At 58.7% G+C, this 20,548-nt stretch carries 29 protein-coding genes; 14 read left to right on the top strand and 15 right to left on the bottom strand.

Annotated elements, in window-relative coordinates:
• Positions 1-643 precede the first annotated feature (643 nt).
• The 10 genes from FDG13_RS04630 to FDG13_RS04675 are packed head-to-tail and all read right to left on the bottom strand — an operon-like array spanning position 644 to position 8,461.
• Positions 644-1,942, bottom strand: coding sequence for a hypothetical protein (locus FDG13_RS04630; RefSeq protein ID WP_180125632.1), 1,299 nt, complete (start codon positions 1,940-1,942; stop codon positions 644-646).
• Positions 1,942-2,409: a hypothetical protein gene (locus FDG13_RS04635; protein ID WP_180125633.1), complete on the bottom strand. Its 468-nt coding sequence runs from the start codon at positions 2,407-2,409 to the stop codon at positions 1,942-1,944. Before FDG13_RS04635 ends, FDG13_RS04630 begins: the two co-directional genes overlap by 1 nt.
• Positions 2,410-2,416: 7 nt before the next feature.
• On the bottom strand, positions 2,417-3,055 hold the full coding sequence (locus tag FDG13_RS04640) for a hypothetical protein (RefSeq protein WP_180125634.1): 639 nt from the start codon (positions 3,053-3,055) through the stop codon (positions 2,417-2,419).
• 56 nt (positions 3,056-3,111) lie between these two features.
• On the bottom strand, positions 3,112-4,563 hold the full coding sequence (locus tag FDG13_RS04645; RefSeq protein ID WP_180125635.1) for a DUF935 domain-containing protein: 1,452 nt from the start codon (positions 4,561-4,563) through the stop codon (positions 3,112-3,114).
• A gap of 1 nt (position 4,564) precedes the next feature.
• Positions 4,565-6,184 (bottom strand): hypothetical protein, encoded by a 1,620-nt coding sequence (locus FDG13_RS04650; RefSeq protein ID WP_255435090.1) that lies wholly within the window; start codon positions 6,182-6,184, stop codon positions 4,565-4,567.
• A gap of 4 nt (positions 6,185-6,188) precedes the next feature.
• Positions 6,189-6,761: a phage protein Gp27 family protein gene (locus FDG13_RS04655; protein WP_180125636.1), complete on the bottom strand. Its 573-nt coding sequence runs from the start codon at positions 6,759-6,761 to the stop codon at positions 6,189-6,191.
• A gap of 3 nt (positions 6,762-6,764) precedes the next feature.
• Entirely contained in the window at positions 6,765-7,064 is a 300-nt protein-coding gene (locus FDG13_RS04660) for an ArsR family transcriptional regulator (protein ID WP_180125637.1), read from the bottom strand.
• Positions 7,065-7,074: 10 nt separating this feature from the next.
• On the bottom strand, positions 7,075-7,410 hold the full coding sequence (locus FDG13_RS04665) for a hypothetical protein (protein ID WP_180125638.1): 336 nt from the start codon (positions 7,408-7,410) through the stop codon (positions 7,075-7,077).
• Positions 7,407-7,928 carry a hypothetical protein gene (locus FDG13_RS04670; protein ID WP_180125639.1) on the bottom strand — a complete coding sequence of 174 codons (522 nt, stop codon included), beginning with the start codon at positions 7,926-7,928 and terminating at the stop codon, positions 7,407-7,409. Before FDG13_RS04670 ends, FDG13_RS04665 begins: the two co-directional genes overlap by 4 nt.
• Complete coding sequence (locus FDG13_RS04675; RefSeq protein ID WP_180125640.1) at positions 7,925-8,461, bottom strand: lysozyme; 537 nt, start codon at positions 8,459-8,461, stop codon at positions 7,925-7,927. The genes FDG13_RS04670 and FDG13_RS04675 overlap by 4 nt, the downstream gene beginning before the upstream one ends.
• 106 nt (positions 8,462-8,567) lie before the next feature.
• Here FDG13_RS04675 and FDG13_RS04680 point away from each other — a divergent pair, with 106 nt between their 5' ends.
• Positions 8,568-9,065, top strand: a complete 498-nt coding sequence (locus FDG13_RS04680; RefSeq protein ID WP_180125641.1) for a Gp49 family protein — start codon at positions 8,568-8,570, stop codon at positions 9,063-9,065.
• Between the two features lie 14 nt (positions 9,066-9,079).
• Positions 9,080-9,394 carry a hypothetical protein gene (locus tag FDG13_RS04685; RefSeq protein ID WP_180125642.1) on the top strand — a complete coding sequence of 105 codons (315 nt, stop codon included), beginning with the start codon at positions 9,080-9,082 and terminating at the stop codon, positions 9,392-9,394.
• A gap of 95 nt (positions 9,395-9,489) precedes the next feature.
• Here FDG13_RS04685 and FDG13_RS04690 read toward each other — a convergent pair whose 3' ends face one another.
• From FDG13_RS04690 to FDG13_RS04715, 5 genes are all read right to left on the bottom strand, one after another.
• Complete coding sequence (locus FDG13_RS04690; protein ID WP_180125643.1) at positions 9,490-9,951, bottom strand: hypothetical protein; 462 nt, start codon at positions 9,949-9,951, stop codon at positions 9,490-9,492.
• 7 nt (positions 9,952-9,958) lie between these two features.
• Complete coding sequence (locus tag FDG13_RS04695) at positions 9,959-10,831, bottom strand: DUF6731 family protein (protein ID WP_180125644.1); 873 nt, start codon at positions 10,829-10,831, stop codon at positions 9,959-9,961.
• Between the two features lie 329 nt (positions 10,832-11,160).
• Positions 11,161-11,574: a hypothetical protein gene (locus tag FDG13_RS04705; RefSeq protein ID WP_180125646.1), complete on the bottom strand. Its 414-nt coding sequence runs from the start codon at positions 11,572-11,574 to the stop codon at positions 11,161-11,163.
• A 24-nt stretch (positions 11,575-11,598) separates the two neighbouring features.
• Positions 11,599-12,051: a hypothetical protein gene (locus FDG13_RS04710; RefSeq protein WP_180125647.1), complete on the bottom strand. Its 453-nt coding sequence runs from the start codon at positions 12,049-12,051 to the stop codon at positions 11,599-11,601.
• Positions 12,052-12,077: 26 nt separating this feature from the next.
• Complete coding sequence (locus tag FDG13_RS04715) at positions 12,078-12,485, bottom strand: helix-turn-helix domain-containing protein (RefSeq protein WP_180125648.1); 408 nt, start codon at positions 12,483-12,485, stop codon at positions 12,078-12,080.
• Positions 12,486-12,589: 104 nt separating this feature from the next.
• Between FDG13_RS04715 and FDG13_RS04720 the strand changes: the two genes are divergently transcribed.
• From FDG13_RS04720 to FDG13_RS04770, 12 genes are all read left to right on the top strand, one after another.
• A complete protein-coding gene (locus FDG13_RS04720; protein WP_180125649.1) occupies positions 12,590-12,820 on the top strand; it encodes a helix-turn-helix domain-containing protein in 231 nt (76 codons plus the stop codon).
• A 485-nt stretch (positions 12,821-13,305) separates the two neighbouring features.
• On the top strand, positions 13,306-13,776 hold the full coding sequence (locus tag FDG13_RS04725; RefSeq protein WP_180125650.1) for a hypothetical protein: 471 nt from the start codon (positions 13,306-13,308) through the stop codon (positions 13,774-13,776).
• Positions 13,777-13,778: 2 nt separating this feature from the next.
• A complete protein-coding gene (locus FDG13_RS04730; protein WP_180125651.1) occupies positions 13,779-14,003 on the top strand; it encodes a hypothetical protein in 225 nt (74 codons plus the stop codon).
• The gene (locus FDG13_RS04735) at positions 13,993-14,316 is read left to right on the top strand and encodes a transcriptional regulator (RefSeq protein WP_180125652.1); all 324 of its coding nucleotides are present in this window, start codon (positions 13,993-13,995) and stop codon (positions 14,314-14,316) included. Before FDG13_RS04730 ends, FDG13_RS04735 begins: the two co-directional genes overlap by 11 nt.
• A gap of 26 nt (positions 14,317-14,342) precedes the next feature.
• Entirely contained in the window at positions 14,343-15,260 is a 918-nt protein-coding gene (locus tag FDG13_RS04740; RefSeq protein ID WP_180125653.1) for a hypothetical protein, read from the top strand.
• A 10-nt stretch (positions 15,261-15,270) separates the two neighbouring features.
• Positions 15,271-17,055 carry an integrase gene (locus FDG13_RS04745; RefSeq protein WP_218942615.1) on the top strand — a complete coding sequence of 595 codons (1,785 nt, stop codon included), beginning with the start codon at positions 15,271-15,273 and terminating at the stop codon, positions 17,053-17,055.
• Positions 17,052-18,365, top strand: a complete 1,314-nt coding sequence (locus FDG13_RS04750) for an AAA family ATPase (protein WP_370528163.1) — start codon at positions 17,052-17,054, stop codon at positions 18,363-18,365. Before FDG13_RS04745 ends, FDG13_RS04750 begins: the two co-directional genes overlap by 4 nt.
• An 18-nt stretch (positions 18,366-18,383) precedes the next feature.
• Positions 18,384-18,515: a hypothetical protein gene (locus tag FDG13_RS21000; protein WP_255435091.1), complete on the top strand. Its 132-nt coding sequence runs from the start codon at positions 18,384-18,386 to the stop codon at positions 18,513-18,515.
• On the top strand, positions 18,512-18,820 hold the full coding sequence (locus FDG13_RS04755) for a hypothetical protein (RefSeq protein ID WP_180125654.1): 309 nt from the start codon (positions 18,512-18,514) through the stop codon (positions 18,818-18,820). The genes FDG13_RS21000 and FDG13_RS04755 overlap by 4 nt, the downstream gene beginning before the upstream one ends.
• On the top strand, positions 18,817-19,437 hold the full coding sequence (locus FDG13_RS04760; RefSeq protein ID WP_180125655.1) for a hypothetical protein: 621 nt from the start codon (positions 18,817-18,819) through the stop codon (positions 19,435-19,437). The genes FDG13_RS04755 and FDG13_RS04760 overlap by 4 nt, the downstream gene beginning before the upstream one ends.
• Positions 19,434-19,883 (top strand): hypothetical protein, encoded by a 450-nt coding sequence (locus FDG13_RS04765; RefSeq protein WP_180125656.1) that lies wholly within the window; start codon positions 19,434-19,436, stop codon positions 19,881-19,883. The genes FDG13_RS04760 and FDG13_RS04765 overlap by 4 nt, the downstream gene beginning before the upstream one ends.
• Positions 19,884-19,909: 26 nt before the next feature.
• Positions 19,910-20,548 (top strand): DUF3164 family protein, encoded by a 639-nt coding sequence (locus tag FDG13_RS04770; protein ID WP_180125657.1) that lies wholly within the window; start codon positions 19,910-19,912, stop codon positions 20,546-20,548.

A 20,548-nucleotide genomic window follows, 5' to 3' on the forward strand; every position in this document is an offset into this window, starting at 1 on the left:
TGACGACGGTTGCGCTGCCACACTGCTGGACAACCTGATCACCGTCAGCAGATTCGCCGTTTGATTTGCAGCTGCACTGTTGGCCGACGCCAGCGCGATGGCTGTAGACAGATTCGCCGAGCTGACCGGCACTGCGTTGCCAGCGGCTGACCAGGCTTGGCCTGGGGTGTTCAATGTGGCCGTCGACGTCGGGTTGGCATTTGCCTGAGATGAAAGTGTGATCGCTGTGAACAGGGCCGCACTACTGGAAGGCGATGCACTGCCCGATGCCGACCAGGCTTGACCTAGTGCGCTCAAAGTCGCTGTTGATGTCGGTCTGGCGCTAGCTTGAGATGTCAGCTTGATGGAGGTTGTCAGCGCCGATACGCTTGAAGGAGATGCGGTAGACGTTGCAGCAAGGCACACTGATGTGCTCAATGCCGCTGTGTTGCCCGTTGTGGCCACTGAACTTGCCGCCAGGGAAATGGACGTCGACAAAGATGCAGAGCTACTGGGCCGGGCTGCTGCATCTGATGCCAGCGTCATCGCACCACCGCCGCCAACGGTCGTTACGTCCAGCCAATACGGCCCGCCAGGTATCTGCGCTTGCAGGGTACTGGTCCCGATAACATACGGCCCGCCTGGAATTTGGTACTGAGCCATATCAGATCAGGGTCAGTTTGGGGCAGACATAGACAGTGGTGTCCGCTCTGGCCAGCTTGATGATTGCACTCACAAAGCCCTTCTCTTTGGGCGTGAAGGTGAGAGTGACCTTCTGCTTGATCGGCGTGGTGATCCCTGTCGTGGTCCAGGCTGCAGCACTCGATGCCAACGCCACCCCGGAACTCAGAATTGACGGCTCGGTGGTCATTCGGACCCCGAGCGGCCTGCCAGACATTCCAAGGTAAACGCACTGCGCCCACAGATCAGAATCTTTTAGCGTGACACCGTTCGTCAATATTTCCAGGGTCAGCGTGACTGGGCTACCCACCACTTCATTCCAAACCACAATTTCAGGCGTCTGAACGCCCGCAAAGACCCTACGAGCATTTCCGCTGGACAGCATTCGCCAAGATAGGGGCGTGGATCCATCTGAAGCCCCGTCAGCGCGCACCACAGTGGTTTCACTGAATACCTGCCCACCGCGCTGGTGCGACCACAGCCTGTAGTTGGTATCAGCGCTGTCGCAGTTTTGCAGCCGCGAATATGCATAGGGATGCGATCCTGCCCACCCGAAGCTGGACAACGAGCCTGTCCAGCCATCTGGCATCTTGCAATTCTTGAGTAACAAGGTTCCTGCCGACTGGTTGTAAAACTCTGTCTGAATGTTCTGATCATTCTTCAGCGCCGACAGGTCGCAGGTGTCGATAACGCAGTTGCAGTTTGACCAGGTCACCAACAAGGTGTAGGCCACATTTCCGGGATTGATAAGGCCACCGCCGCGTATGAACGTTTGCGGTGCTTTTGCGTAGATCAGCGTTGGGAGAGCGGTCTCCGATCCGTAGTAGCAGTCCAGCAGCTCAATGAATTGCCCCTGAAAATTGAGCGTGCCACCTGAAGACAGGAACTTGCAGCGTCGGGCTTCTGCCAAGCTGCCAGAGTAGTTCCCAAAAGAAACACCGGCCGCCCCCTTGAACACGACGCCATGCACAAGTGAATAGTCTGCGTTGTAAGTGATTGACCCAGTCGCGATGATTTGAGCCGTGTCTGCCAGTGATGTTGGGGTGGCGGGGTCGCCGGTGTCATCGACACACAGCACCAATTTGATCGAAGAAAAGGCGGCTCCCGAAAGCGTATATGTGACGCTTCCGGTAATGCTCTCAACATGGTCCTTGCTGATGTAAATAGTGTCACCGGACGCATCGATGGCATCGGCGCCCGCGAGAGTTGCCTTTGCGGTGGCCCAGCTCAGGCCATCATTGCTGTCACTGCCGGTGGTGCTGCGAACAAAGATATTTGCCATTACGCCAAAATCTCCGCTGCGCGCCCGACACCGATCACTCCAAAAGACTCATAGAGCGTAACCAGGAAGATGGTACTGGGGTCACTTTTGCTGATGTAATCAGCCAGCACGTATTCACGCAGCCCGCGCTTGATCCTGATTTTTTGCTCTGCCGTCAGCGTGTCCAGACTCTCAAAAGTGTCATTGAACACCTGAGCTGCCGCCCACTCAGCATCCGTAAAGAGCCGCTCCCATTTGAGTTTGGTCAGAGGCAGCGAGGTGCCTGCCACCAGTGCGTCGGCAGCGCGCTGGGCCGAAATCTGCACAGTAAGCGCGGACGCACGGCCAGCCAGGACCAGAGCTACGTCCTGAGACCCCAGCCACTCAAACTCATAGGTTTTGCCTGTGTCATCGGTGTGCACTTCTTTGACATAGCGGCGCCCATCAGCCTGGGCTGGGCCTTCCGTGTAAGTGCTGTCGGTGATCATGGACACCTCAGCTATCCAGCGTAAACGACAACGTCGCAGCGGGGAAGCTCGGCGCAGGGTCCCCGGCGTTGATCGTCTTCACATCCGTCAGCGGGTGCACCATCAACATGTTGCCGCCGCTGACCGCATCAAAATGCGCCGTCGCCCAGACGTACGCTGTGGGCCCAGCTGGTGCGGTGCCGATGGTGATGACGCCGTTGTTTGATGTCCTGGGCACGCCAGTGCCGCTTGACACAGTGGTGGAACCAGCGCCTTGCGTGCCCGCCCAATTGGCAAGGGACGCCGGGGTGTTCGCCCGCGCATAGCCGCTGTAGCTGGCCTCGGTAGCCAGGCTACCTCGCACAGCAGCCGTTTGCTCCGTGAAAACAGCCGTGCCATCGGTGATGACCTCACCTTCTGCCCCGGGGTAGAGCGTGCCTTGGGCCGCTGCGGTGCTGCCCGGCGTAGTGCACTTGTAAAGGTGCGTCTTGCCGTCCGATGCCTTCACGCTGAACGTGTTGTTGAGTGCATACGTGGCGCTGTTGTTGCGCGGGCCATGGGTGCTGACCAATAGCCCAACGGACAAGCCTGCACCCGGTGGCGTGAACGCCTGGGAGCGGACAAACCAGTCCATCAATTTGTTTGCCAAATAAGAAGTGAAGAGCATGGTAGGCATCCTTTAAAAGCGGGTTAAAAAGCTGTTGTTGTCTGGGGAAGTGCGCATCAGGTGGTTCCTGTTGAAGGTGGGTTGTCCTGGTCGGCTTTGGCACTGTCCATGCCCTTGAGCTCGGCCAATGCCAGCGCAGCGGCCATCACCTTGACCATGGCGCGGTTGTCCAGGTCACCGTAGGCCTGCACCAGCTTGCGCTGCAGATCTGCGGTGCTGGTGGCGTTGTCCACCAGCTGCTGCAGCTGTTCGACCATGCTGTCGACCTCAGGTTTTGCGGCGCTGGCCAGCTGATCGACTTCGGCCTGCAGGGGGTCTGAGGATGTAACTGGTTCGGCAAACGCAACTGCAGGCTTGGCTTGTGGCGTACCCTCAGGCTGTAAATCACCGTCCTGGTAACCATAGGCACGCTGCCAATACTGGTTTGTGAAGCGGGCCCCAGCTTCATAGTTGCTCTTGTCACGGTCCGCCTGCAGGACATCCTGCTCGGCTTGATCCCAAAAGCTGAAAACCGGTGCTGCAACGTCTCCAAAATTGAGCTCACACACCCACTTGATCAACTGATTGATCGCCGTGGCAATGATGCGGGCATCAGCATCGCGCAGATCCTTGGTCACCTCCAGCCCGGCCGTCGCACTGGCCTTGTTCGCGCTGGCCTGTGTCGTCTGGTTCTGACCAAGCAGAGCAATGGCGATCTCGGCATTACATTCGGCCACCAACTGGGCATACAGGTCACCACTGGCACTTTTTCCTGCCAGCTCGATGAGCTCAACGCTGCCGTCATCAGGTATTACAGCCACACCGTTCTGAATCAGGTCCTCCAGGCTTTCGAGCAACTTGTCGCGCTCAGGGTCCGAGGAGTTGCGCGGCAGTTTTCCGATGCTGAACGCACTACCAAATTTCTCGACAAATGCCAGCCAGAATTTGAGCCCACCCTTCTTGAACTTCAGCGGCCAATAACACATGCTCAGTGATGCCAGCCCATAGGGATTCTGATAGGTCGGGCTCTGTCGCGGAAGCAGATACTTTTTGCCGGGATCTTCTTCGCCAAACATGGGGTGTTCACGCGACTTGAACCGAAGCATGTTCGACGAGTCGAAACAGAACCACTCTGGCGGCTTGGCGATCACATCACCTGGCACGATCAACCCGCCAGACTGTTCCCACACCACCTCCATCGGTTGGTAGCCGTACAACACACAGTCCTGCATCTGCTCAATGATCGTGCTCAGTGGCAGATCGTCCAGCACGGCCTGGACGCCCTTGGCTGCCCGGCTGCTGGCCTTGCCACGGTCCAGACCGTAGTCCAGGGCTTGGACACTGGATTTACGCCTGGCAATGCAGCTGCCAATCAGCCCATCGGTGGCCATGGCGCGGTAAGTCGATATGTCCTTGCCTTGTGCCTTGAGGATCGGGTCGGGATTGGGCAACAACAAGCCCATGCCGCTGTAGTCAAGACTTCGATTTCGGGTAGCCAGGTGAGAAGTAAGGATGTTTCGTGTTGCCATGTCAGAAGCCATTCATGTTGATGCTGCCGATGCGCTGGTCCGAGCGCCGCTTGCGCGACTTCGCCACCACAGGACCAAGATTGATTTCACGGCTGGCAAAGTAAGCCAGAGCGACAGCCACAGCGGCATCACCGTGGCGCTTGCCTTTGTCTTCACCGGTGCTGCGGGCGTCAGGAATGCGCGGCACGCCCTTGATCACCTGCACCGCCCGCAAGTCAGCCAAGGTGTCTGCGTCTTTGGGTAAATCGTCCAGCGTGCCATCTTCCAGTGCGGCCTTCACCGGCGGCATGTGCTCGCGGTACCAGCTCTCAGACAGCATCACCTGCTGGATCCGACTGGCGCCGTAGCGCTGCATGGCTACTTCAGCCAAAAACTGACCATTGCCACGCGCATCAAAGGCCCCGCCCATAAAGCGTGGCAGTCGGTCAAGCAAGTAAAACGCGATCTGTTCCTGCTGGCGAAAAGGCACATTGCGCAGCTCCACCGTGAACGGCACCCGACGCACCAGGTTCTGGTGCTGCAGCAGTGGCACGTGGACGGATAAGTCACCAGACCGCCCAAAGTCTTCACCATCAAAACTGATCACATCGGTGGGCAGCGCTTCCAGCAGAGGCAGCATGACCGCCTCCAGCCAATCACGACATTCGGCGTGGCGGATTTGATCTGCCAGCACCTCAAAACCCGGTTTGCACTCCCAGCGCAGCACCGGCGTGTTGGCTGACATGCGCAGCTCAATCAGCGCCCGGCTCAGCCAGGCACCGCCGCCATGCCTGGGGACACAGCCATATTCCTCATCAGCACACTCGACGTTTGGCGCGTTCTTGTACAAATCGTCGCGCCACTTCTTCTCGGCCTCTGGTGACCAGGTCTGGCCCGTCACATAGCAAATGCGCTTGTACAGACCGTCGGCAATGGCATCGTCCAGCGTGATGCGGTGCACGCTGTAATTCTTGCGCCCCTCACGAGCCTCCTGGATGTACTGGGCAAAGGGGTTGTCAACCCCGTTGTGCGTGCTGATCAGACGCACCTTGTTGCCCCACATAGTCAGAGCCAAAGCGGCCTTAAGCAACTCTTCCAGCTCCCCGTGGAATGCCGCCTCATCAATCACCACATCGCCCTGCAGACCCCGCAAATTTGACGGTCTGCTGGACAACGCCTGGATCTTGAACCCAGACTTCGGGAAGCGGATCATGTAGGTCAAGATTTCCTCGTTCTTGCCCTCATCCCAAAAGCTCTGCTCATACACATCGGCCTGGGCCAACTCGTTAAAAGCCTTAGCAAACAGCGCACAGGCGGCGATGTATTCCAGCGCCATTTCCTTCTTGCTGCCCACGTAAAATGTATTGCAGCCCTGGCGGCGGCGCGGTTTGGCTGCCTTGACCACATTGCGCCCAGCCTCGGCCCAGGTCAGGCCCGTGCGGCGCGATTTCTCCCCGAACATGATCTGGGACTCATCATCAAACCAGCGTTGCTGATAGGGCAAAAAGACAGGCTCATGCGCCGGAATGGCGTCAACCACATCTTGTGGCACCACAACCCCGGCCAGCGCCATCTCCTCGCCAAGATTGATCTTGCGCGGGGTGCCAATGGGCTTGAGCGGTGCGGGCGGTTTTGTGGCCATGGAGCTACTCCTTGCCCAGCAAAATGCGGCGAATGCGGGCTTCCATCTGCTCGCTCATACCGTCAGAGCCGCGCATTTCCTGAAGCTTGACTTCCTGTTGCTCCAGCAACTTGCGCCGTGCCTCGTCAGCCACACTGCGCCGCTCTTTCAGGTTCAGGCTGCGCGCCTCTTGAGCCACCTTGGCCGCACGGGCCAAGTCAAGCACATCGCTGATGTCCATCACCGTGCCGTTGCTGGTGGCTTCAATCGCCTGAAAAGCTCGCTTGTTTGCCAGCGTCGTCACGGCCTGGGCCAACAGGGCGCCGCTTTTGGCGTCAAAGTCCTCTCCAAGCTCTCCCACCAGGGCTTCTGCCGCTGCAGCCATTTCGCGCTCGTTTGCCACGATCTCACGCACACCCTGGCTGTATCTCTGCACCGCACTCACGCTGGGCAGCACGCCCGCCGCACACAGGTCCGGGAACTCCTTTTGTAGATCGGCAATAAGCTCCACCAGCGTCAGCCGGTTCTCGCGCAAGTGCTTCTGCACCCGGGCACGTACCTCGCTTGGCAGCTTATCGATGCTCGATTTGCGCCCCATGGATTAAGCCCTCGGCCGCGCAATACCGTCGACGCGTGCACGTCCTTCGGCCACGTCCTGGCCGCGCTCATCCAGCGTGGCAACCAGCACCGACCCGGCTTCTTCTACCGCCAGCAGGCCCTGCTCAGCCAGCCAACGCAGCTCGGTCTTGACCTGGTCGCGCGTCATGGTGTGACCCAGCTTTTCCATGAGTCCGACCAGCACCGAGCTGTTGGCTCGGTATGACGGCATCTCAGACAAGATGCGCAGCAGCACCAGGCGCTGGTCTTGTCGCAGGTGCTGAGAAAAGTCTTTGATAGTCATGGGGCAAATCTCACTTTGGCTGGATCAAAAAGTCTTCGATACGGTTCACGCTGTTGCGGATAGGAGCAATCTCAGCGCTGATCGCTTCGCGCAGGATCTGCGCCTCGCGCATGTAGTCGTCGCGGCGCAAGTAAGTTCGGGGTATTTCTGACTGGAACTTCAGGAAATCGCGCTCCAGATCCAAAGTGGTCTTCTGGGCGTTTTCGATGGTGGTTGAAAGAGTCTTGAATCGTGAGTCAAGCGACTTCTCGTACTGGAAAACAATGACCTTCACCAGTGCCCAAAAGGCAACTACAAGACCGCTCAGGACAAAAATCAAGTTGGCCAGGTTGAATTCAACAATCATGGTGCACCGTGCCAATCAATCAGTTTGTCGAGCCGGATTCGGCAGATTTCGTACTGGGCACCGGCGTCGATGGCCCAGTCTGCGATTTGGGTGTCTGTGGCGAACTCGTCGCCACTGCTGGCCTGGGTGCCCGCGTCGTCTGCAGAGGCGGCAGCGGGCCCATACGCTGCAGCAGTGCTGCCGGTGGTCGTGAGCTGGGTGCGCAGACCGGGGGCGCTGTTGAGCACCCGCAAAGCGCCGCCGCCAAGGCAAGCCCGGCCAGTTGTTTCGTTCTTAATGCCACGGTGGGCCTCCTGGGAGAGTTGATCAATTTGGGACTGAGAGGTCAGCAGTGCGGTGGTCAGGGCGTCGCCCCGGTCACGCTCGGCGCCCAGCTGAACGGTGGCGGCCTGCAGCTGGTCGTTCTGCTTTTTGATCCATGCGGCGTTGCGGTAGCGGTCGCCCAGGTAGAAGCTGCAGCTGGCCCACACCAGCAAAATCATTGGGATCCAGAACAGGGGGCGCATAAAGGACTTCATGGTTTTGACTCCCCAAGACACATGGCCCGCAGCTTCTGGCGGTCTTTCCAGACACCGGCGCAGGTGCGGTTTTCTGGGTGGCTGCAGCGGTCTTGCGGCTTGTTCACCGGCCCGGCGCGGTCGTAAAGCAAGATGGCATCACATGCCCCCCTGTAATCAAAAACCTGTAATCGGCGCACGATGGTGCTTGGGCCGGTGCGGTCGATGTTCTTGCACACCGCAGTCACGCCCGTGTTGTAGGCCAGGGCCACGTAGGCATCCCATTCATGCTGGAACATCGGGGCGCTGAAGCAGCGCTTGAGCGCCCGCTCGGCATCACTGGCATCAGTGCGCAGCCGGACCAACGCCCGCACAGGTGTGGTGGTGTCGCCCATCTTCACGCCTTCGGTCGACCCATACCCGATGGTGGCCACACGTGTGCCATGCACAGGGTCAGGGTAGGCGCGCTCGCTGTAGTCCTCGCGCTGGGCGATGTAAACCAGTCCTGTGGCTGACAGGACCAAGGCGGCAACGGCGGTGCGGGTGATTTCCATGCCGCCACTGTCGCGCGTGCGCGCGTCTATGTAATTGGAACCAGGGCACATTACGTGGCCAGCGCAGCCACTGAAACTGGACGCCTCCAATCACTTCGAGGCAACCATGACAGACCAAACTATTGAGGCCGAGATCCAAGCCAAGGGGCTGACCGCTCCCCGCGTCACGCCAGCGCAGATTGAGGATCTGGTGATGCACGTTGTCTTCGTCTACGCATCCCACGGAACCAGCACCTTTTGCCATGCCTTTCTGGACGGCAACTTCTACCTGGCAAGCGGTCACTCAGCTTGTGTTTCGGCGGAAAACTTCAATGCAGAGCTGGGGCAGAAGATCGCCCTGGAAAACGTGCAAAAGCCCATGCGTGACAAGTTGTGGGAGCTGGAGGGCTACGCGCTGCGCAGCAAGCTGATGCGCCGCTCACCGATTGATCGGGCAGTGAGCCGGTTTTTGGGGTGGAAGTTGCCTGACGACTTTTGCCCTGATTGCTTTGTTGGCTTCGACCCGTTCATGGCCAAGGAAAACAGATCCTGGCCCACTGGAACGAACCTGTTCTCGGCCGACCAGGTGCGGCAGATGCTTGAGTACGTTCTTGCTGACCAATAAAGCGAGGCTCCAACATGCGCAAAACATCAATCATCGGTCTCGGATCTGCAGCTGCCGCCATGGCCATGCTGGCCGCAAGCGTTGGTGGCGTCGTAATGGTGGGCGATGGAGGCACCAGCGCCACCTTTGCCAAAGCCAGGGCCAGCGATCCAGCTGCCCGAAACAAAGCGCCCACTCAGCCCAAAGCGGCCGCCCCTTGGAACAGTGGTACTTACTTTCGTGGGACCAAACGCCGCCGCGCTGGGTATGGCTGGACCAATGCCCACGCCCGCCGGGTGTACCGCAAGGCCCGAAACATCAAGCGGCATCGGGAATCTGCCAAGGGCTGAACATGACACGCGGGACCTATACCCCGTGGCAGCCAATGCATCAGGCCAATGGCGGACAGCGTGCGCCACCGGCTGCATGCATCTGTCGAGAATGTCTACCCGTCCTTGTCGGCAGACTCACTGGCTCGCTCAAAAAGGTTCATCAGAACCTCTCCGATCCTTGCCAAGGATGCAGCGGTGTAAGAAGCGGTGAAAACGATAACGAACGAAAAAAATTGAGGTACACCCGAAGCTTCATCCAATAAGAAGAACGCCAGCACGCAAACGCAAGTGAGAAAGAGGCAGCTATATATGGCTCTGTTTAAATACCTAAACAAGTCAGGAAGGTAGCCTTTCTTCCTCATCCAAAGGCCCGTTGGCGTACTGGAAAAAGGCAACAGGATTGAAATAGCAGTAGCCAAGAACCCAGCCGCGATAGCCCCTGCAGACAACAAGCCAGCCAACAACTCCTTTGCAAAAAAAATCTTAATTTGCCCATCAAGACACCACCAGGCGGTCGTTGAAAGAACCCCAAACAGCATGGGGCCCCATCTTTCAATCTGCAGCCTTGTGGGCATGGTCATCCTAAAGAGTGTTGCGCCACCCATGATAGGAGCGCTCAAGTAGTCCAAGCCTAGATTTGCGGGTATAGCGGTGTTCAACGACGTCGAGTTCATCTGCCGAGAATTTTCTCTTCACTTTGTGATGCAGCAAGTCAATCACTAAATCTTTTCCATCTGCCTCTGGACTCTCGCCGCTGACTTGAAGCTTGGTGACATCTTCCCCGTGTCGCAACATCCCGTCAATGAATTTTTTAATACGCACGTTTTCCAGAAAACTACCCCTCTTTCTGGATTCATTCGCCATCAACTGCAGGCTGATACGCTTTGGCTTTGCAACCCGGGTAGCTCTGGCAATATCCATGCCGCTGTCTGCATCAGCGTCTTGAAAAGCGTCCATCGTGGCGGTAACGTCTATCGAGCTAATACCCGTCATGCCTTTAAGCCTTTTCATTACAGCGGGATCAAGCTTTGGGTTGGCAGCATAGTTGAAATGCCTATCCGCGTTGCCTGGATCAAGGGCATTGCAATATGCCATCATCCGACTCGGACCAACACCTGCAACGTTATGCAACACGAGAAGCCATTTCTTGTGCGGAACATAGATGGCTGCGGTTTCTTCGCCAAAGTCCTCATCCATCGCCATTTGAATGGCTTTGATTGGAGAGCCACTTGCTAGTCGGCCAGGGCCAATATCGCGGCGTTTTACAAAGTCCAATTTGTATAGTCTTGTACCGTCAAACTCTCCTACCTCAATATGCTCTAAGCGAACGTCGTCACGCCAGCGTTTTTCAAGTGGGAGCAATTTGAACTCATCCAAGGTGTCGCTAAGCTTTTGTACTGTTGTACGTTCATCCCACTCGACGTCGAAAATGTTGACGGTTACCTGTTTTGCCATCTCACTCGCTCCCTAGTTAAGAAATCATCTTTGCAGCCTGCACTCCATCACATCCCGCTTGGTCTTTTGCCGGTGGGCTTGGATGGTGAGCCACTGCATGTTTTGAGGTGTGTCTGGGCCCCCGGCGCACAGGGGCACAACGTGATCCACTTCCCAGCCTGGGCACGATCCACGTGTGGCACCGGTCGCTGGGCATGGGTTGGACCGTTTGAAGTCGTTGACGGCTGTGGTAGATCGGGGGATGCGGGAAAAGGCTGGGGCGCTGGCCAGGGCCAGACAGAGCGCGAGTAGCTGTACGCTTGAGGGTGAGCGGAGGCGGGTTAGGTGACTCACGGCTCTTTTGCGGTTGGCGAGAGATCACCTTGAATCTTCTTATATCTGATCAAAAGTTCTTTTAAAACCTTCTTGGGATGGCGCATAGACCCATTTGCATCTTTTATCTTGGCGCTCCTTGTCATGCTGCTGTTTACCGATTTGTCGTCAACAAAGTACTCCTTGCGTTTTCGGCGAGGCAAGTCATCTAACAGCCATTGGAGTTCCGCAATGGCTTCTTCTACTTTCCCAGCAGCCAGCAGATATCGTGCGTATTTGCACCAAGTTTCAATCGGATAGGAAACAGGAGACGCCAGCATAGTCTGCTTGGCTTGAGAAAGGCATGCCAAGGCCGCTCCAATATCGCCTGCATCCTTTAATCGTGTGGACTCGCGCAACAGGTGTGCGGTGACCTCGTCATTCGAAAACATAGTGAACTCGCGCGGTAATTGGATTTATCTTCGACACCGAAGCACGACCTCGATGACATCAATTTCCGCTTGCGCTTGTGCCGCAACTCTGCCTTCGATCCGGCGTACTGTTTGAAGCCAGTACATAAGTGGTAGAGCCACCCCTCCAATCAATATCAAAAACAACCATGGCGATAGAGTTGGTGTCAAAGCTGAATGCTGAAAAGCTGGACCAACGGGTAACTGTTTCCATACCCATGTGATGAGACCCATCATGTACAGCGACAGCAAAAATAGTGGCGTATTGAACCAATAACGCCGCCAAGCACGCCATCGTTCAGATCGCGCTGCCCGCAAGCGTTGTGTGAGTGCATCTGTAGGCAAGTCCCACCAGGTCAATTCTCGTTCTTGTTGGTGATGTTCGACGATAGTGATATTGCCCGCTGCAACATGTCCGTATACCGGGGCATGGATGTTTTGGATAACTGTTTTGTCCAACGTTTTTGCTCCCCACGTGAATTGCACTACTTTTTATGAATATTGCCGCCTGCTACGCCGCCCCAAACGGGTGCAGAAATAGTCTGAGTGATAGTGCTTGGCATTGCATTGCCTATAGCCGGAAGACCAGCGGACAGCAGAGCCCCCAGTGCCGCTTTGCGCACTTGCGGTGAAGCCTGGCGAAAGTAGTCAAGCATCACCCGCTCTTCGGCTGTCAGCACCTCGGGCGCTGGCCCCTCACGTTCGCCCGTAAGGACGTAGCCAACATTGACACCAGCCACAGCCAGGGCGGCAAGTTGAAAGCCGTCTGGCGCAGTCTTTCCACTTTCCCAAGAAAAAAGAGTTTGTTTCGTGGTTCCTGCAATCGCAGCGAACTTTGGCTGACTCAAGCCCAAGCTCTCGCGCTCTGTCCGAAGCCTGTCACCAATAGACATAAAAACTTTCTCAAAAAGTATTTGCAATAGGAAAGTTTTCTTTCCTATAATTCACACAGCAAATTTTCAAACGCAACAAAAACACCCCACCCAAGGCCATCAACATGCACCCAGAACTTATCAAGGCGCAGATCCGCATGAAGGGCACAACGCCCACCAATGTGGCCCGCAGCTTGGACGTTACCCATACCTGCGTGGCGCACGTCATTGCCGGTCGTGGCACCAGTGAGCGGGTTGCCAAACGCATCAGCGAGGTCACCGGCATTGCCGTGGCCACCCTGTGGCCTGGCAAATACCCGAACGTCGATCAGTTGCCGACTAGTTCACATACGTGAATGCCACTTTAACCCAGCCATGAGTTCAATTTCTATGACGCCGCGCAACATGACGCCAGATGAGGCCCGCGCTATCAACATAGCAGTGGCCCAGGTGCTTGAACTACCAGTTGTTGATGAGCAGGGCTTTGGCCTTGATCCAGTCGTGATTGGCGAGCCTCGTCCAGCAGATCAGCCAGCTGCTGCAGCACCTTTGTTGTGCTGCGATGAGCCGCACTTGGGCCTCCAAACGGCGCAGCTGCCCGCAGCCATGCTGCAGACACCCGGGGGCCATCAATGAGCCCCTTCATTTCAAGCTCAGCCGTAAGCCGCAGCAGCGCTTGCCCAATGCCGTTGATCCGGCCGGTCAAGTCGTCAGAGTCTGCAGTAGTCGCCATGGTTTGCTCCTGGTTGGTGGTGATGGCTGAACTTTGCGCTCAGCCTGCCAACCGCACCAGTACCAGCCGGAGCATTTGTTTGGACACCGTCATTTGTGGGGTCTTCCAATGAGCACGCGGAATTGGAAACGGTACCAGCCCAACACGCTGCGCGACGCCCTGCAGGGCTGCAAGCAGCATGCGCTGGAGCGCCACAACCTCAGCGTCGAGCGCATTGCCGAGCGCATGGGGCTGGAAGATCACTGGGCGCTTTACAAGTGGATCGCCAATGGCCGTATGCCCACGGTGCTGGTGCCTGCCTATCAACATGCCTGCGGCATTGACCTGGTCACCCGCTGGCTGGCCGCCAGTGACCACAAGCTGCTGGTGGAGATGCCCACCGGCCGCCGGGCCGTGCAGACCGACATGGTGGAGCTGAACACCGGCTTTGCCAAAGCCCTGCAGCTGCTTACCAACTTCTACACCACCACGGGCGCAAACACCGCTGAGACCCTTGATGCCCTGCGCCTGCACCTGGAACAAGTCGCTTACCACCAGGCCAACGTGTCGAAGTTCGCCACCCCCGAATTGGAGTTTTAACCATGTTGAATGAACAAGACATCAGCCACGCGCTGGATAAACAGGTGCCAGACATGAAGGTCCATGGCTTCATCATCGGCACCCGCTATGGTGCACTGGGGATCCCATCCGGCCGCCTGGCTGACATGGTTGCCGACCATCTGACCCGCATCTTGCAGGCCGAGCTGCTGCGCCTGGTGCGCGCTGCCCAGCAAGCCAAACGCCAGGAGGCTGGTCATGTCCTCTGATACCCCCAAGCCAACATCTCTGCCAAGCCACACCCTCAAAACCCTGGCGCTGTTTCGCCTGCTGGCCGGTCATGAGTTGCTGGGCCTGGCCCCTGGCGAGATTGCCAAGGCGCTGGATGTGGGCGCCCCATGGGTCAGCGTCAACCTGCCCGCCATCGCCGACGCAACCGGCTTTGTGGAGCGTGTCGACGGCACCAATCGCTGGCGCCTGGGCGTGCCCTTTGTCCGCATCGCGATGTCTGTCACCACCCAGCTCAGCAATGCCAAACGCAAGCTCGACGAGGTCAGCACCCGCTACCACGTACCCCTTTGAAACCCAACTATTGAAAGACCGCCACCATGGCTAAAAAACCTACCCCGGCCGCAGAGGTCATTGACGTGCCCATGAATGAGACGCTCCTGGCGCAAGACAAGCAGGCCCTGAACAGCCTGGCCCTGGCCACGGCCCAACAAGACAGCGCCGTGCGTGCCGCCGCCCTGCAGCTGGGCTACCAGCTGCCCGCCGACTGCACCGACCCCGATCTGATCCAGCGCGACATCAGCGCCAACATGCGCCGTAGCGTCGAGGCCTGCCTGGAAGTTGGCAAGGGCTTGCGTGTGCTGAAGGAAGCTTGCGCCCATGGAAGCTTTATGGCCCGGCTGGATGTGCTTGGTATAGATCCGCACGTGGCTGCGCGCTTCATGCAATCGGCCACCAAGTTCTCAAAGTTGCCGACGTCGGCAACTTTGAAGGCGATCGGCAATCAGTCCAAGCTGTTTGAAATGATCGTCCTAGATGACGAGCAGCTCGAAGAACTCGAACTCACCGGCCAAACCGGCGAATTGGCACTGGACGATGTGGCCACCATGTCGGTCAAAGAACTCCGCAAGGCCGTGCGTGAAGCCAAGCTGGAGAAAGAAGCCACCGACAGGCTTCTCGAAACTAAAAACAAGCAGCTCGACAAACTCAGCCGCCATGTGGCCAAGGCCACACCTGACCAGGTGCTGATTGAGCTGCAAAAGGAAGCCACCGCCTTCATGAGCGACGCCATGGGCTGCATCCAGGGCCAGCTGCGCCAAGTCTTCCTCAAGATCAAGGACCACACCGAGGCCGACCAGGGCCTGTTCATGGCTGGCCTGGTGGGCCCCATCCAGGCTCAGCTGGCCGCGCTGCGCGACGAGTTCAACCTGCCCGACATCAGCAACGCCCGCGACCAAGAGCTGGCCGCCGAGGTAGCGCAGTGGGCCGCACCCGCAACCGCTGCAACAGGTCAATAAGGCCACTGTCATGGCCATCAACCCTGCCATCGTGCCGCGCCTGGTGCAGCTGGCGCAAGCCGTTGCCAGCGTGCCACGCGGGCAAAAGACGCCGCTCTACCAAGCCGCTGCCAGTGAGCTTGGTATCAGCCTGCCCACCGTCCACCGTTACCTGGAACAAGTTACCGTGAAACCCACCCGCAAACAACGCAGCGACGCAGGCGACGTGCAACTCAGCCGCGACGACGCCTGCACCATCAGCGCGCTGCTGATGACCAGCGCCCGCAAAACCGGCAAACGACTGATGAGCATTGGCCAGGCGGTCGACATCTTGCTGGCCAATGGCGAGATCAAGCCATTTGCCCTGGATGTCGAGACTGCCGAGCTCACCCGGCTGAGCGACAGCGCCATAGCCCGAGCGCTGCGCAGCTATGGCGTGCACCCCGACCAACTCAACCGCCCCACGCCAGCTGTTGAGCTCAAGAGCCTGCACCCCAACCACGTCTGGCAGATCGACGCCAGCATCTGCGTTTTGTATTACCTGAACGCCAAGACCGCCAAAGAAACCGGCTTGCAGGTCATGGAGCGCACCCAGTTCTACAAGAACAAGCCCGCCAACCTCAAACGTATCGAGTCTGATCGGGTCTGGAGCTATGAGACGACCGACCACTACAGCGGCGCCTTGGCTGTCAACTATGTGAACGGTGCAGAGAGTGGCGCCAACCTTGCTGAGAGCTTCATCAAAGCCATTCAAAAGCGCGCGAATGATCCGCTGCACGGCGTGCCATTCAATCTGATGATGGACATGGGCAGCGCCAACACCAGCGGCCTGTTTGGCAACCTAGCACGGCGACTGCAGGTCAAGCTGCATGCCCACAGCCCAGGCAATGCCCGCGCCACCGGCCAGGTGGAAAAGGCCCGCGACTTGATTGAGCGCAGTTTTGAGAGCAGCCTGCGCCTGCAGCCGGTGGGTGACCTGGATGAACTGAACGCCGCTGCCCAGCGCTGGGCTTGCTGGTTTAACGGCAACAATATCCACACCCGCCATGGCCGCACCCGCTACGACATGTGGTTGACCATTGCGCCCGAGCAGCTGCGCATTGCCCCACCGGCTGAAACGTGTTTTGAGCTGCTAAGCGAAAAGGTCGAAACACGCAAGGTCAACGACAACCTGACTGTGTCGTTCCGTGCCGGCACGTACTGTGTGCGCGCAGTGCCAGGCGTGATGATTGGCGAGAAGCTGCAGGTCACCATCAACCCCTATGTGCCCGACGCTGCCCAAGTGTTGCTCAAAGACGCAGACGGCCATGAAACGCTGATCAGCATCCCGCTGCTGGCCAAAGATGAAGCCGGGTTCCTGGAGCGTGCCAACGTCATCGGTGAAGACTTTGCCCGCCCGGCCGACACGCTGCTGGACACCAACCGCAAAGAAGTCCAGCGCCTGGCCTACGACGCAACCACCGACGAGGAAGCCGAGGCCAAGCGCAAGGCGGGTGTGGTTCCTCTGGGTAGCCGCATCGACCCATACAAGGTCATTGATGCCGCCCCGGTGCGTACCTACATGCCAAAGCTTGGCTCGGACATGGTGCCAGCGGTCACCACCACCAGCACCCCGGTGCCGGTGCCGGTGCGCACTCTCAGCCAGTTCGAGGCCGCCCAGGCACTGCGGTCCATGGGCATGACGCTCAATGCCGAGCTGGTGTCCACCCTCAAAACCCAGTATCCAGATGGTGTGCCAGAAGACCAGATTGATGCACTGCATGCCCGCCTGACTGTGCGTGGCGGCCTGCGCGTTGTGAATGGAGGTTCCCTGTGAGCGCCCAAAACCCCGGCACGATCGCCCGCAAAGTCACCCCGGAACTGATTCGGGCCTTGTATCAGATGACGCTGGAGCGGCGCATCAAAGCAGAGATATCGGCTGCGCTCCACATCAGCACCGCGCTGGTCAAGCAACTCCGCGCTGGCACGTATGCATCCATGGACGCCGACTCCCAGGCGGCGTGGGATCAGACCTTCGGCCTCGCGAATGCCGGTTCAAGCCCTATTAGCCCGGCCAATAGCGCTCAACCAGAGGGGGCCGCCCCTACCGTGCCTGTAGCGCTGCCCAAGCGGCCGTCGCGCTGGCATGACTACACCCCAAAAAACAAGTTGGCCCCGTCAAGTTCGAACCTTGACGAGGCCGCCCCCGAAGTCCCGAAACCAACCGAAACCACAGGAGTAGACCCGATGTTACTAGTGAATGCAGGCCTCAACCCCACCACACGTCAGCACTTCAAGCTGACAGCAAACCCCTTTGTTGACGATGTGCAGAGCCCCGATGACGTTTTCCAGACACCCAGCGTGCGTTACGTGCGCGCAGCGCTGACCGATTGCGCCCAGCACCACGGCTTCGTCGCTGTCGTGGGCGAGTCGGGTTCTGGCAAAAGTACCCTGGCCGAGGACCTCCAGGAGCGCCTCCGTAAGGACGGCCGCGACATCGTCCTGGTCAAGCCCTACGTCCTGGCGATGGAGGGGACTGACCTCCGTGGCAAAACGCTCAAAAGCACGGCCATCGCCGAGTCGATCGCCACCGCACTGGATCCACACGTGCGGCTGCGTCAGAGCGCAGAGGCCCGTTTCCGCCAGTTGCACACCTTGCTGTCGGCCAGCTGCCGCAGTGGCCATCGGCACCTGCTGGTCATTGAAGAGGCGCACTGCCTGCCGGTGGCCACCCTCAAGCATTTGAAACGCTTTGCCGAGCTCAAGGACGGCATGAAGCGCCTGCTGGGCGTGGCGCTGATCGGTCAGCCCGAGCTGCGCGATCGCCTCAGCGGCCAAAACGCCGAAGTGCGTGAAGTTGCCCAGCGTTGCGAAATCATCGAACTGGAGCCACTGGACAGCGAGCTGGAGGCCTATCTGCAGCACAAGTTTGCCCGCTTCAACCTCAAGCTGGCTGACGTGTTTTCGCCCGATGCGTTTGATGCCATCCGTGCCCGCCTGATCTACCGCCCGCGTGGTAGTCGCCCTGGAGATGTGCGCAGCCTGTGTTACCCGCTCGTGGTCAATAACCTGGTGTGCCGCGCCATGAACGCCGCAGCGGCCAACCACTGGCCACAGGTGGACGCCCAAGTGATCGCCGGGTGCTAAGCCATGCGCAACTACACCATGACCATTACCCAGGCAGACGGTGTGCAGCTGCGCTACCTGTGCATCTACTCCGATGGTTTTTCCGCCGCCATCGACGCCTTGGAAACCTTCCCCAACGCCAAGCGCATCAGCGCCAGGAGACTGCCATGAATATCAAAAACAGCCGTTGCCAAGAACTTGGCGTTTGCCAGGGTCTGGGCCCCAATGACTGCCCAGATTGCGACAGCTTTGAGTGCGAGGTTGTCGTTCCTGGCCTGCAGCCGGTGGCTGATCGCCGCCAGGTGGACCGCCGGTACACCTTCGCACCTGGTGTGATCGAAGGCGCCCAGCCCACTCAGGCCTTTGTGGATGTGGACGAGTGGTTCCCGCTCAGCCTGGCTGAGACACTCAAGCTGGCGTGTGTGCTGGCAGTGCTGGGCCTGGCGGCAGGTTATCTGGTGGAGCGCTTCGCATGACAGACCTCAGTTGCCCCGTGTGTGGTACCGAGCTGGGGTTGGACCATCTGTTCGTTGATGCTGACAACCGCGCTGCAGTGGCCCGCCTGATCGCCGTGGGCCTGCCGATCGGCGCCCGGCTGCTGCAGTACGTGCGCCTGTTCACCCCGCCCAAGACCACGCTCACCCAGCGCAAGCAGGTGCGCATCATCCTGCAGCTGCTGCCCGACCTGGAGCGCCAGGCCATCACCCACCGTGGCCGCGAATGGCGGGTACCGCTGGCCACATGGGCCCAGGGCATCGACCAGATGCTGCTGTCCCGTGATGCGGGAAAGCTGGATCTGCCGATGAAAAACCACGCATACCTCTACACCATCCTGGTCAGCCTGGCTGACAAGGTGGAGGCCACTGCCGAGCAGCAGCGTGAGGCTGAGCGCCGCACGCCAGTGCGCCAAGACACCGTCACTGTGCGCGGCCAGGCCATGAGCATCGGCCAAGGCCTGGCCCAGGTGTATGGCGACCGTGACCCCAAATTGGTCGCCAAAGACGCCCACGACCGCCAGGCCACACCCATGCCCGCTGATTTGCGGGAACGTACTGCCCAGCTCAAACGCTCAACCATAGGAGCCAAACCATGATCCCCAAGGTCCGCAACCAGTCTGACATCAACCTGGCTGTTCTGAACTACGTGGAAGAACGCGGCCGCGCCGACTATGCCGAGCTGTTCAAAAAGTTCAAAGATGGCGGTGACAACGAGGACACCTGCCGCGCCCGCTTCAACAAAAAGCTTGAATACCTGGTATCCACAGAGCAGCTCATTTCCTGGGGTCGTGGCTGCGAACGGACGTTTGGCATCGGCCCCTATGCGGGAAACCCAGCGGCCAGCGCTGCCGGTGTGGCGCGGGCCCAGAAGGCAGTCAAAAGCAAAAAGCCAGACACCCGAGCCAGTGCCACACCCGCGCCGCTGCCTTTCTTCATCAACCTGAGCCGCCTGCCCGCCAGCGTGCTGCCCAGTCGCACACCGCCGTTGCGCCCTGGTGCCCTCGATTTTCTGAGCCGCCCAAGCCGTGGCTTCGCCTGCTGACTTACCCACCCGAAAAGGACTTTCCCATGACTGAAACCACCACCCAAGCCAGCAGCCAGAGCACCACACCTGGCTACTGGCAGGACCCCAAAGGCAACCTGGTGCCGGTGTCGCGCATCAAGCAGATTGACCAGCTGCGCGACCAGCTCGTGTATGAGCTGTGCGCCAAGGCCGAGGCCGAATCGCGCTCCCTGGGCACCTTCAAGCTCAACGCCATGGCCGATGTAGCTGCCTACGTCTCCACCAGCGCCGAAAACTATGGTGTCAAAACAGGTGGCACCAAGGGCAATGTGTCGCTGACCAGCTACGACGGCAAATACAAGATCGTGCGCCAGATGCAGGACAAGATCGTGTTTGGTGAGCAGATCCTGTCGGCCAAGCAGCTGATCGACGAGTGTGTCCATGTCTGGGCCACGGGTGCCAATGACAACATCAAGGTCCTGGTCAACCACGCCTTTCAGACCGACAAAGAAGGCAAGATCAACATCGACCGGGTGCTGGGGCTGCGCGCCCTGGACATCAAGGACCCGAAGTGGCTGCAGGCCATGCAGGCCATTGCCGACAGCATGCAAACCGCCTCCACAAAGCCTTACATCCGCTTCTACAAGCGCGATGACACCACCCAGGAATACCTGCCCATCAACCTTGACGTTGCGAGCGCCTGA

The sequence above is a fragment of the Rhodoferax sp. BLA1 genome, from assembly GCF_013416775.1.
Lineage (GTDB): Bacteria > Pseudomonadota > Gammaproteobacteria > Burkholderiales > Burkholderiaceae_C > Rhodoferax.

What these genes read in the sequence shown, in the direction of transcription:
- FDG13_RS04630 (WP_180125632.1), bottom strand. Translation starts at nt 1,942, where the DNA reads ATGGCAAATATCTTTGTTCGCAGCACCACCGGCAGTGACAGCAATGAT.
- FDG13_RS04635 (WP_180125633.1), bottom strand. Translation starts at nt 2,409, where the DNA reads ATGATCACCGACAGCACTTACACGGAAGGCCCAGCCCAGGCTGATGGG.
- FDG13_RS04640 (WP_180125634.1), bottom strand. Translation starts at nt 3,055, where the DNA reads ATGCTCTTCACTTCTTATTTGGCAAACAAATTGATGGACTGGTTTGTC.
- FDG13_RS04645 (WP_180125635.1), bottom strand. Translation starts at nt 4,563, where the DNA reads ATGGCAACACGAAACATCCTTACTTCTCACCTGGCTACCCGAAATCGA.
- FDG13_RS04650 (WP_255435090.1), bottom strand. Translation starts at nt 6,184, where the DNA reads ATGGCCACAAAACCGCCCGCACCGCTCAAGCCCATTGGCACCCCGCGC.
- FDG13_RS04655 (WP_180125636.1), bottom strand. Translation starts at nt 6,761, where the DNA reads ATGGGGCGCAAATCGAGCATCGATAAGCTGCCAAGCGAGGTACGTGCC.
- FDG13_RS04660 (WP_180125637.1), bottom strand. Translation starts at nt 7,064, where the DNA reads ATGACTATCAAAGACTTTTCTCAGCACCTGCGACAAGACCAGCGCCTG.
- FDG13_RS04665 (WP_180125638.1), bottom strand. Translation starts at nt 7,410, where the DNA reads ATGATTGTTGAATTCAACCTGGCCAACTTGATTTTTGTCCTGAGCGGT.
- FDG13_RS04670 (WP_180125639.1), bottom strand. Translation starts at nt 7,928, where the DNA reads ATGAAGTCCTTTATGCGCCCCCTGTTCTGGATCCCAATGATTTTGCTG.
- FDG13_RS04675 (WP_180125640.1), bottom strand. Translation starts at nt 8,461, where the DNA reads ATGGAAATCACCCGCACCGCCGTTGCCGCCTTGGTCCTGTCAGCCACA.
- FDG13_RS04680 (WP_180125641.1), top strand. Translation starts at nt 8,568, where the DNA reads ATGACAGACCAAACTATTGAGGCCGAGATCCAAGCCAAGGGGCTGACC.
- FDG13_RS04685 (WP_180125642.1), top strand. Translation starts at nt 9,080, where the DNA reads ATGCGCAAAACATCAATCATCGGTCTCGGATCTGCAGCTGCCGCCATG.
- FDG13_RS04690 (WP_180125643.1), bottom strand. Translation starts at nt 9,951, where the DNA reads ATGCCCACAAGGCTGCAGATTGAAAGATGGGGCCCCATGCTGTTTGGG.
- FDG13_RS04695 (WP_180125644.1), bottom strand. Translation starts at nt 10,831, where the DNA reads ATGGCAAAACAGGTAACCGTCAACATTTTCGACGTCGAGTGGGATGAA.
- FDG13_RS04705 (WP_180125646.1), bottom strand. Translation starts at nt 11,574, where the DNA reads ATGTTTTCGAATGACGAGGTCACCGCACACCTGTTGCGCGAGTCCACA.
- FDG13_RS04715 (WP_180125648.1), bottom strand. Translation starts at nt 12,485, where the DNA reads ATGTCTATTGGTGACAGGCTTCGGACAGAGCGCGAGAGCTTGGGCTTG.
- FDG13_RS04720 (WP_180125649.1), top strand. Translation starts at nt 12,590, where the DNA reads ATGCACCCAGAACTTATCAAGGCGCAGATCCGCATGAAGGGCACAACG.
- FDG13_RS04725 (WP_180125650.1), top strand. Translation starts at nt 13,306, where the DNA reads ATGAGCACGCGGAATTGGAAACGGTACCAGCCCAACACGCTGCGCGAC.
- FDG13_RS04730 (WP_180125651.1), top strand. Translation starts at nt 13,779, where the DNA reads ATGTTGAATGAACAAGACATCAGCCACGCGCTGGATAAACAGGTGCCA.
- FDG13_RS04735 (WP_180125652.1), top strand. Translation starts at nt 13,993, where the DNA reads ATGTCCTCTGATACCCCCAAGCCAACATCTCTGCCAAGCCACACCCTC.
- FDG13_RS04740 (WP_180125653.1), top strand. Translation starts at nt 14,343, where the DNA reads ATGGCTAAAAAACCTACCCCGGCCGCAGAGGTCATTGACGTGCCCATG.
- FDG13_RS04745 (WP_218942615.1), top strand. Translation starts at nt 15,271, where the DNA reads ATGGCCATCAACCCTGCCATCGTGCCGCGCCTGGTGCAGCTGGCGCAA.
- FDG13_RS21000 (WP_255435091.1), top strand. Translation starts at nt 18,384, where the DNA reads ATGACCATTACCCAGGCAGACGGTGTGCAGCTGCGCTACCTGTGCATC.
- FDG13_RS04755 (WP_180125654.1), top strand. Translation starts at nt 18,512, where the DNA reads ATGAATATCAAAAACAGCCGTTGCCAAGAACTTGGCGTTTGCCAGGGT.
- FDG13_RS04760 (WP_180125655.1), top strand. Translation starts at nt 18,817, where the DNA reads ATGACAGACCTCAGTTGCCCCGTGTGTGGTACCGAGCTGGGGTTGGAC.
- FDG13_RS04765 (WP_180125656.1), top strand. Translation starts at nt 19,434, where the DNA reads ATGATCCCCAAGGTCCGCAACCAGTCTGACATCAACCTGGCTGTTCTG.
- FDG13_RS04770 (WP_180125657.1), top strand. Translation starts at nt 19,910, where the DNA reads ATGACTGAAACCACCACCCAAGCCAGCAGCCAGAGCACCACACCTGGC.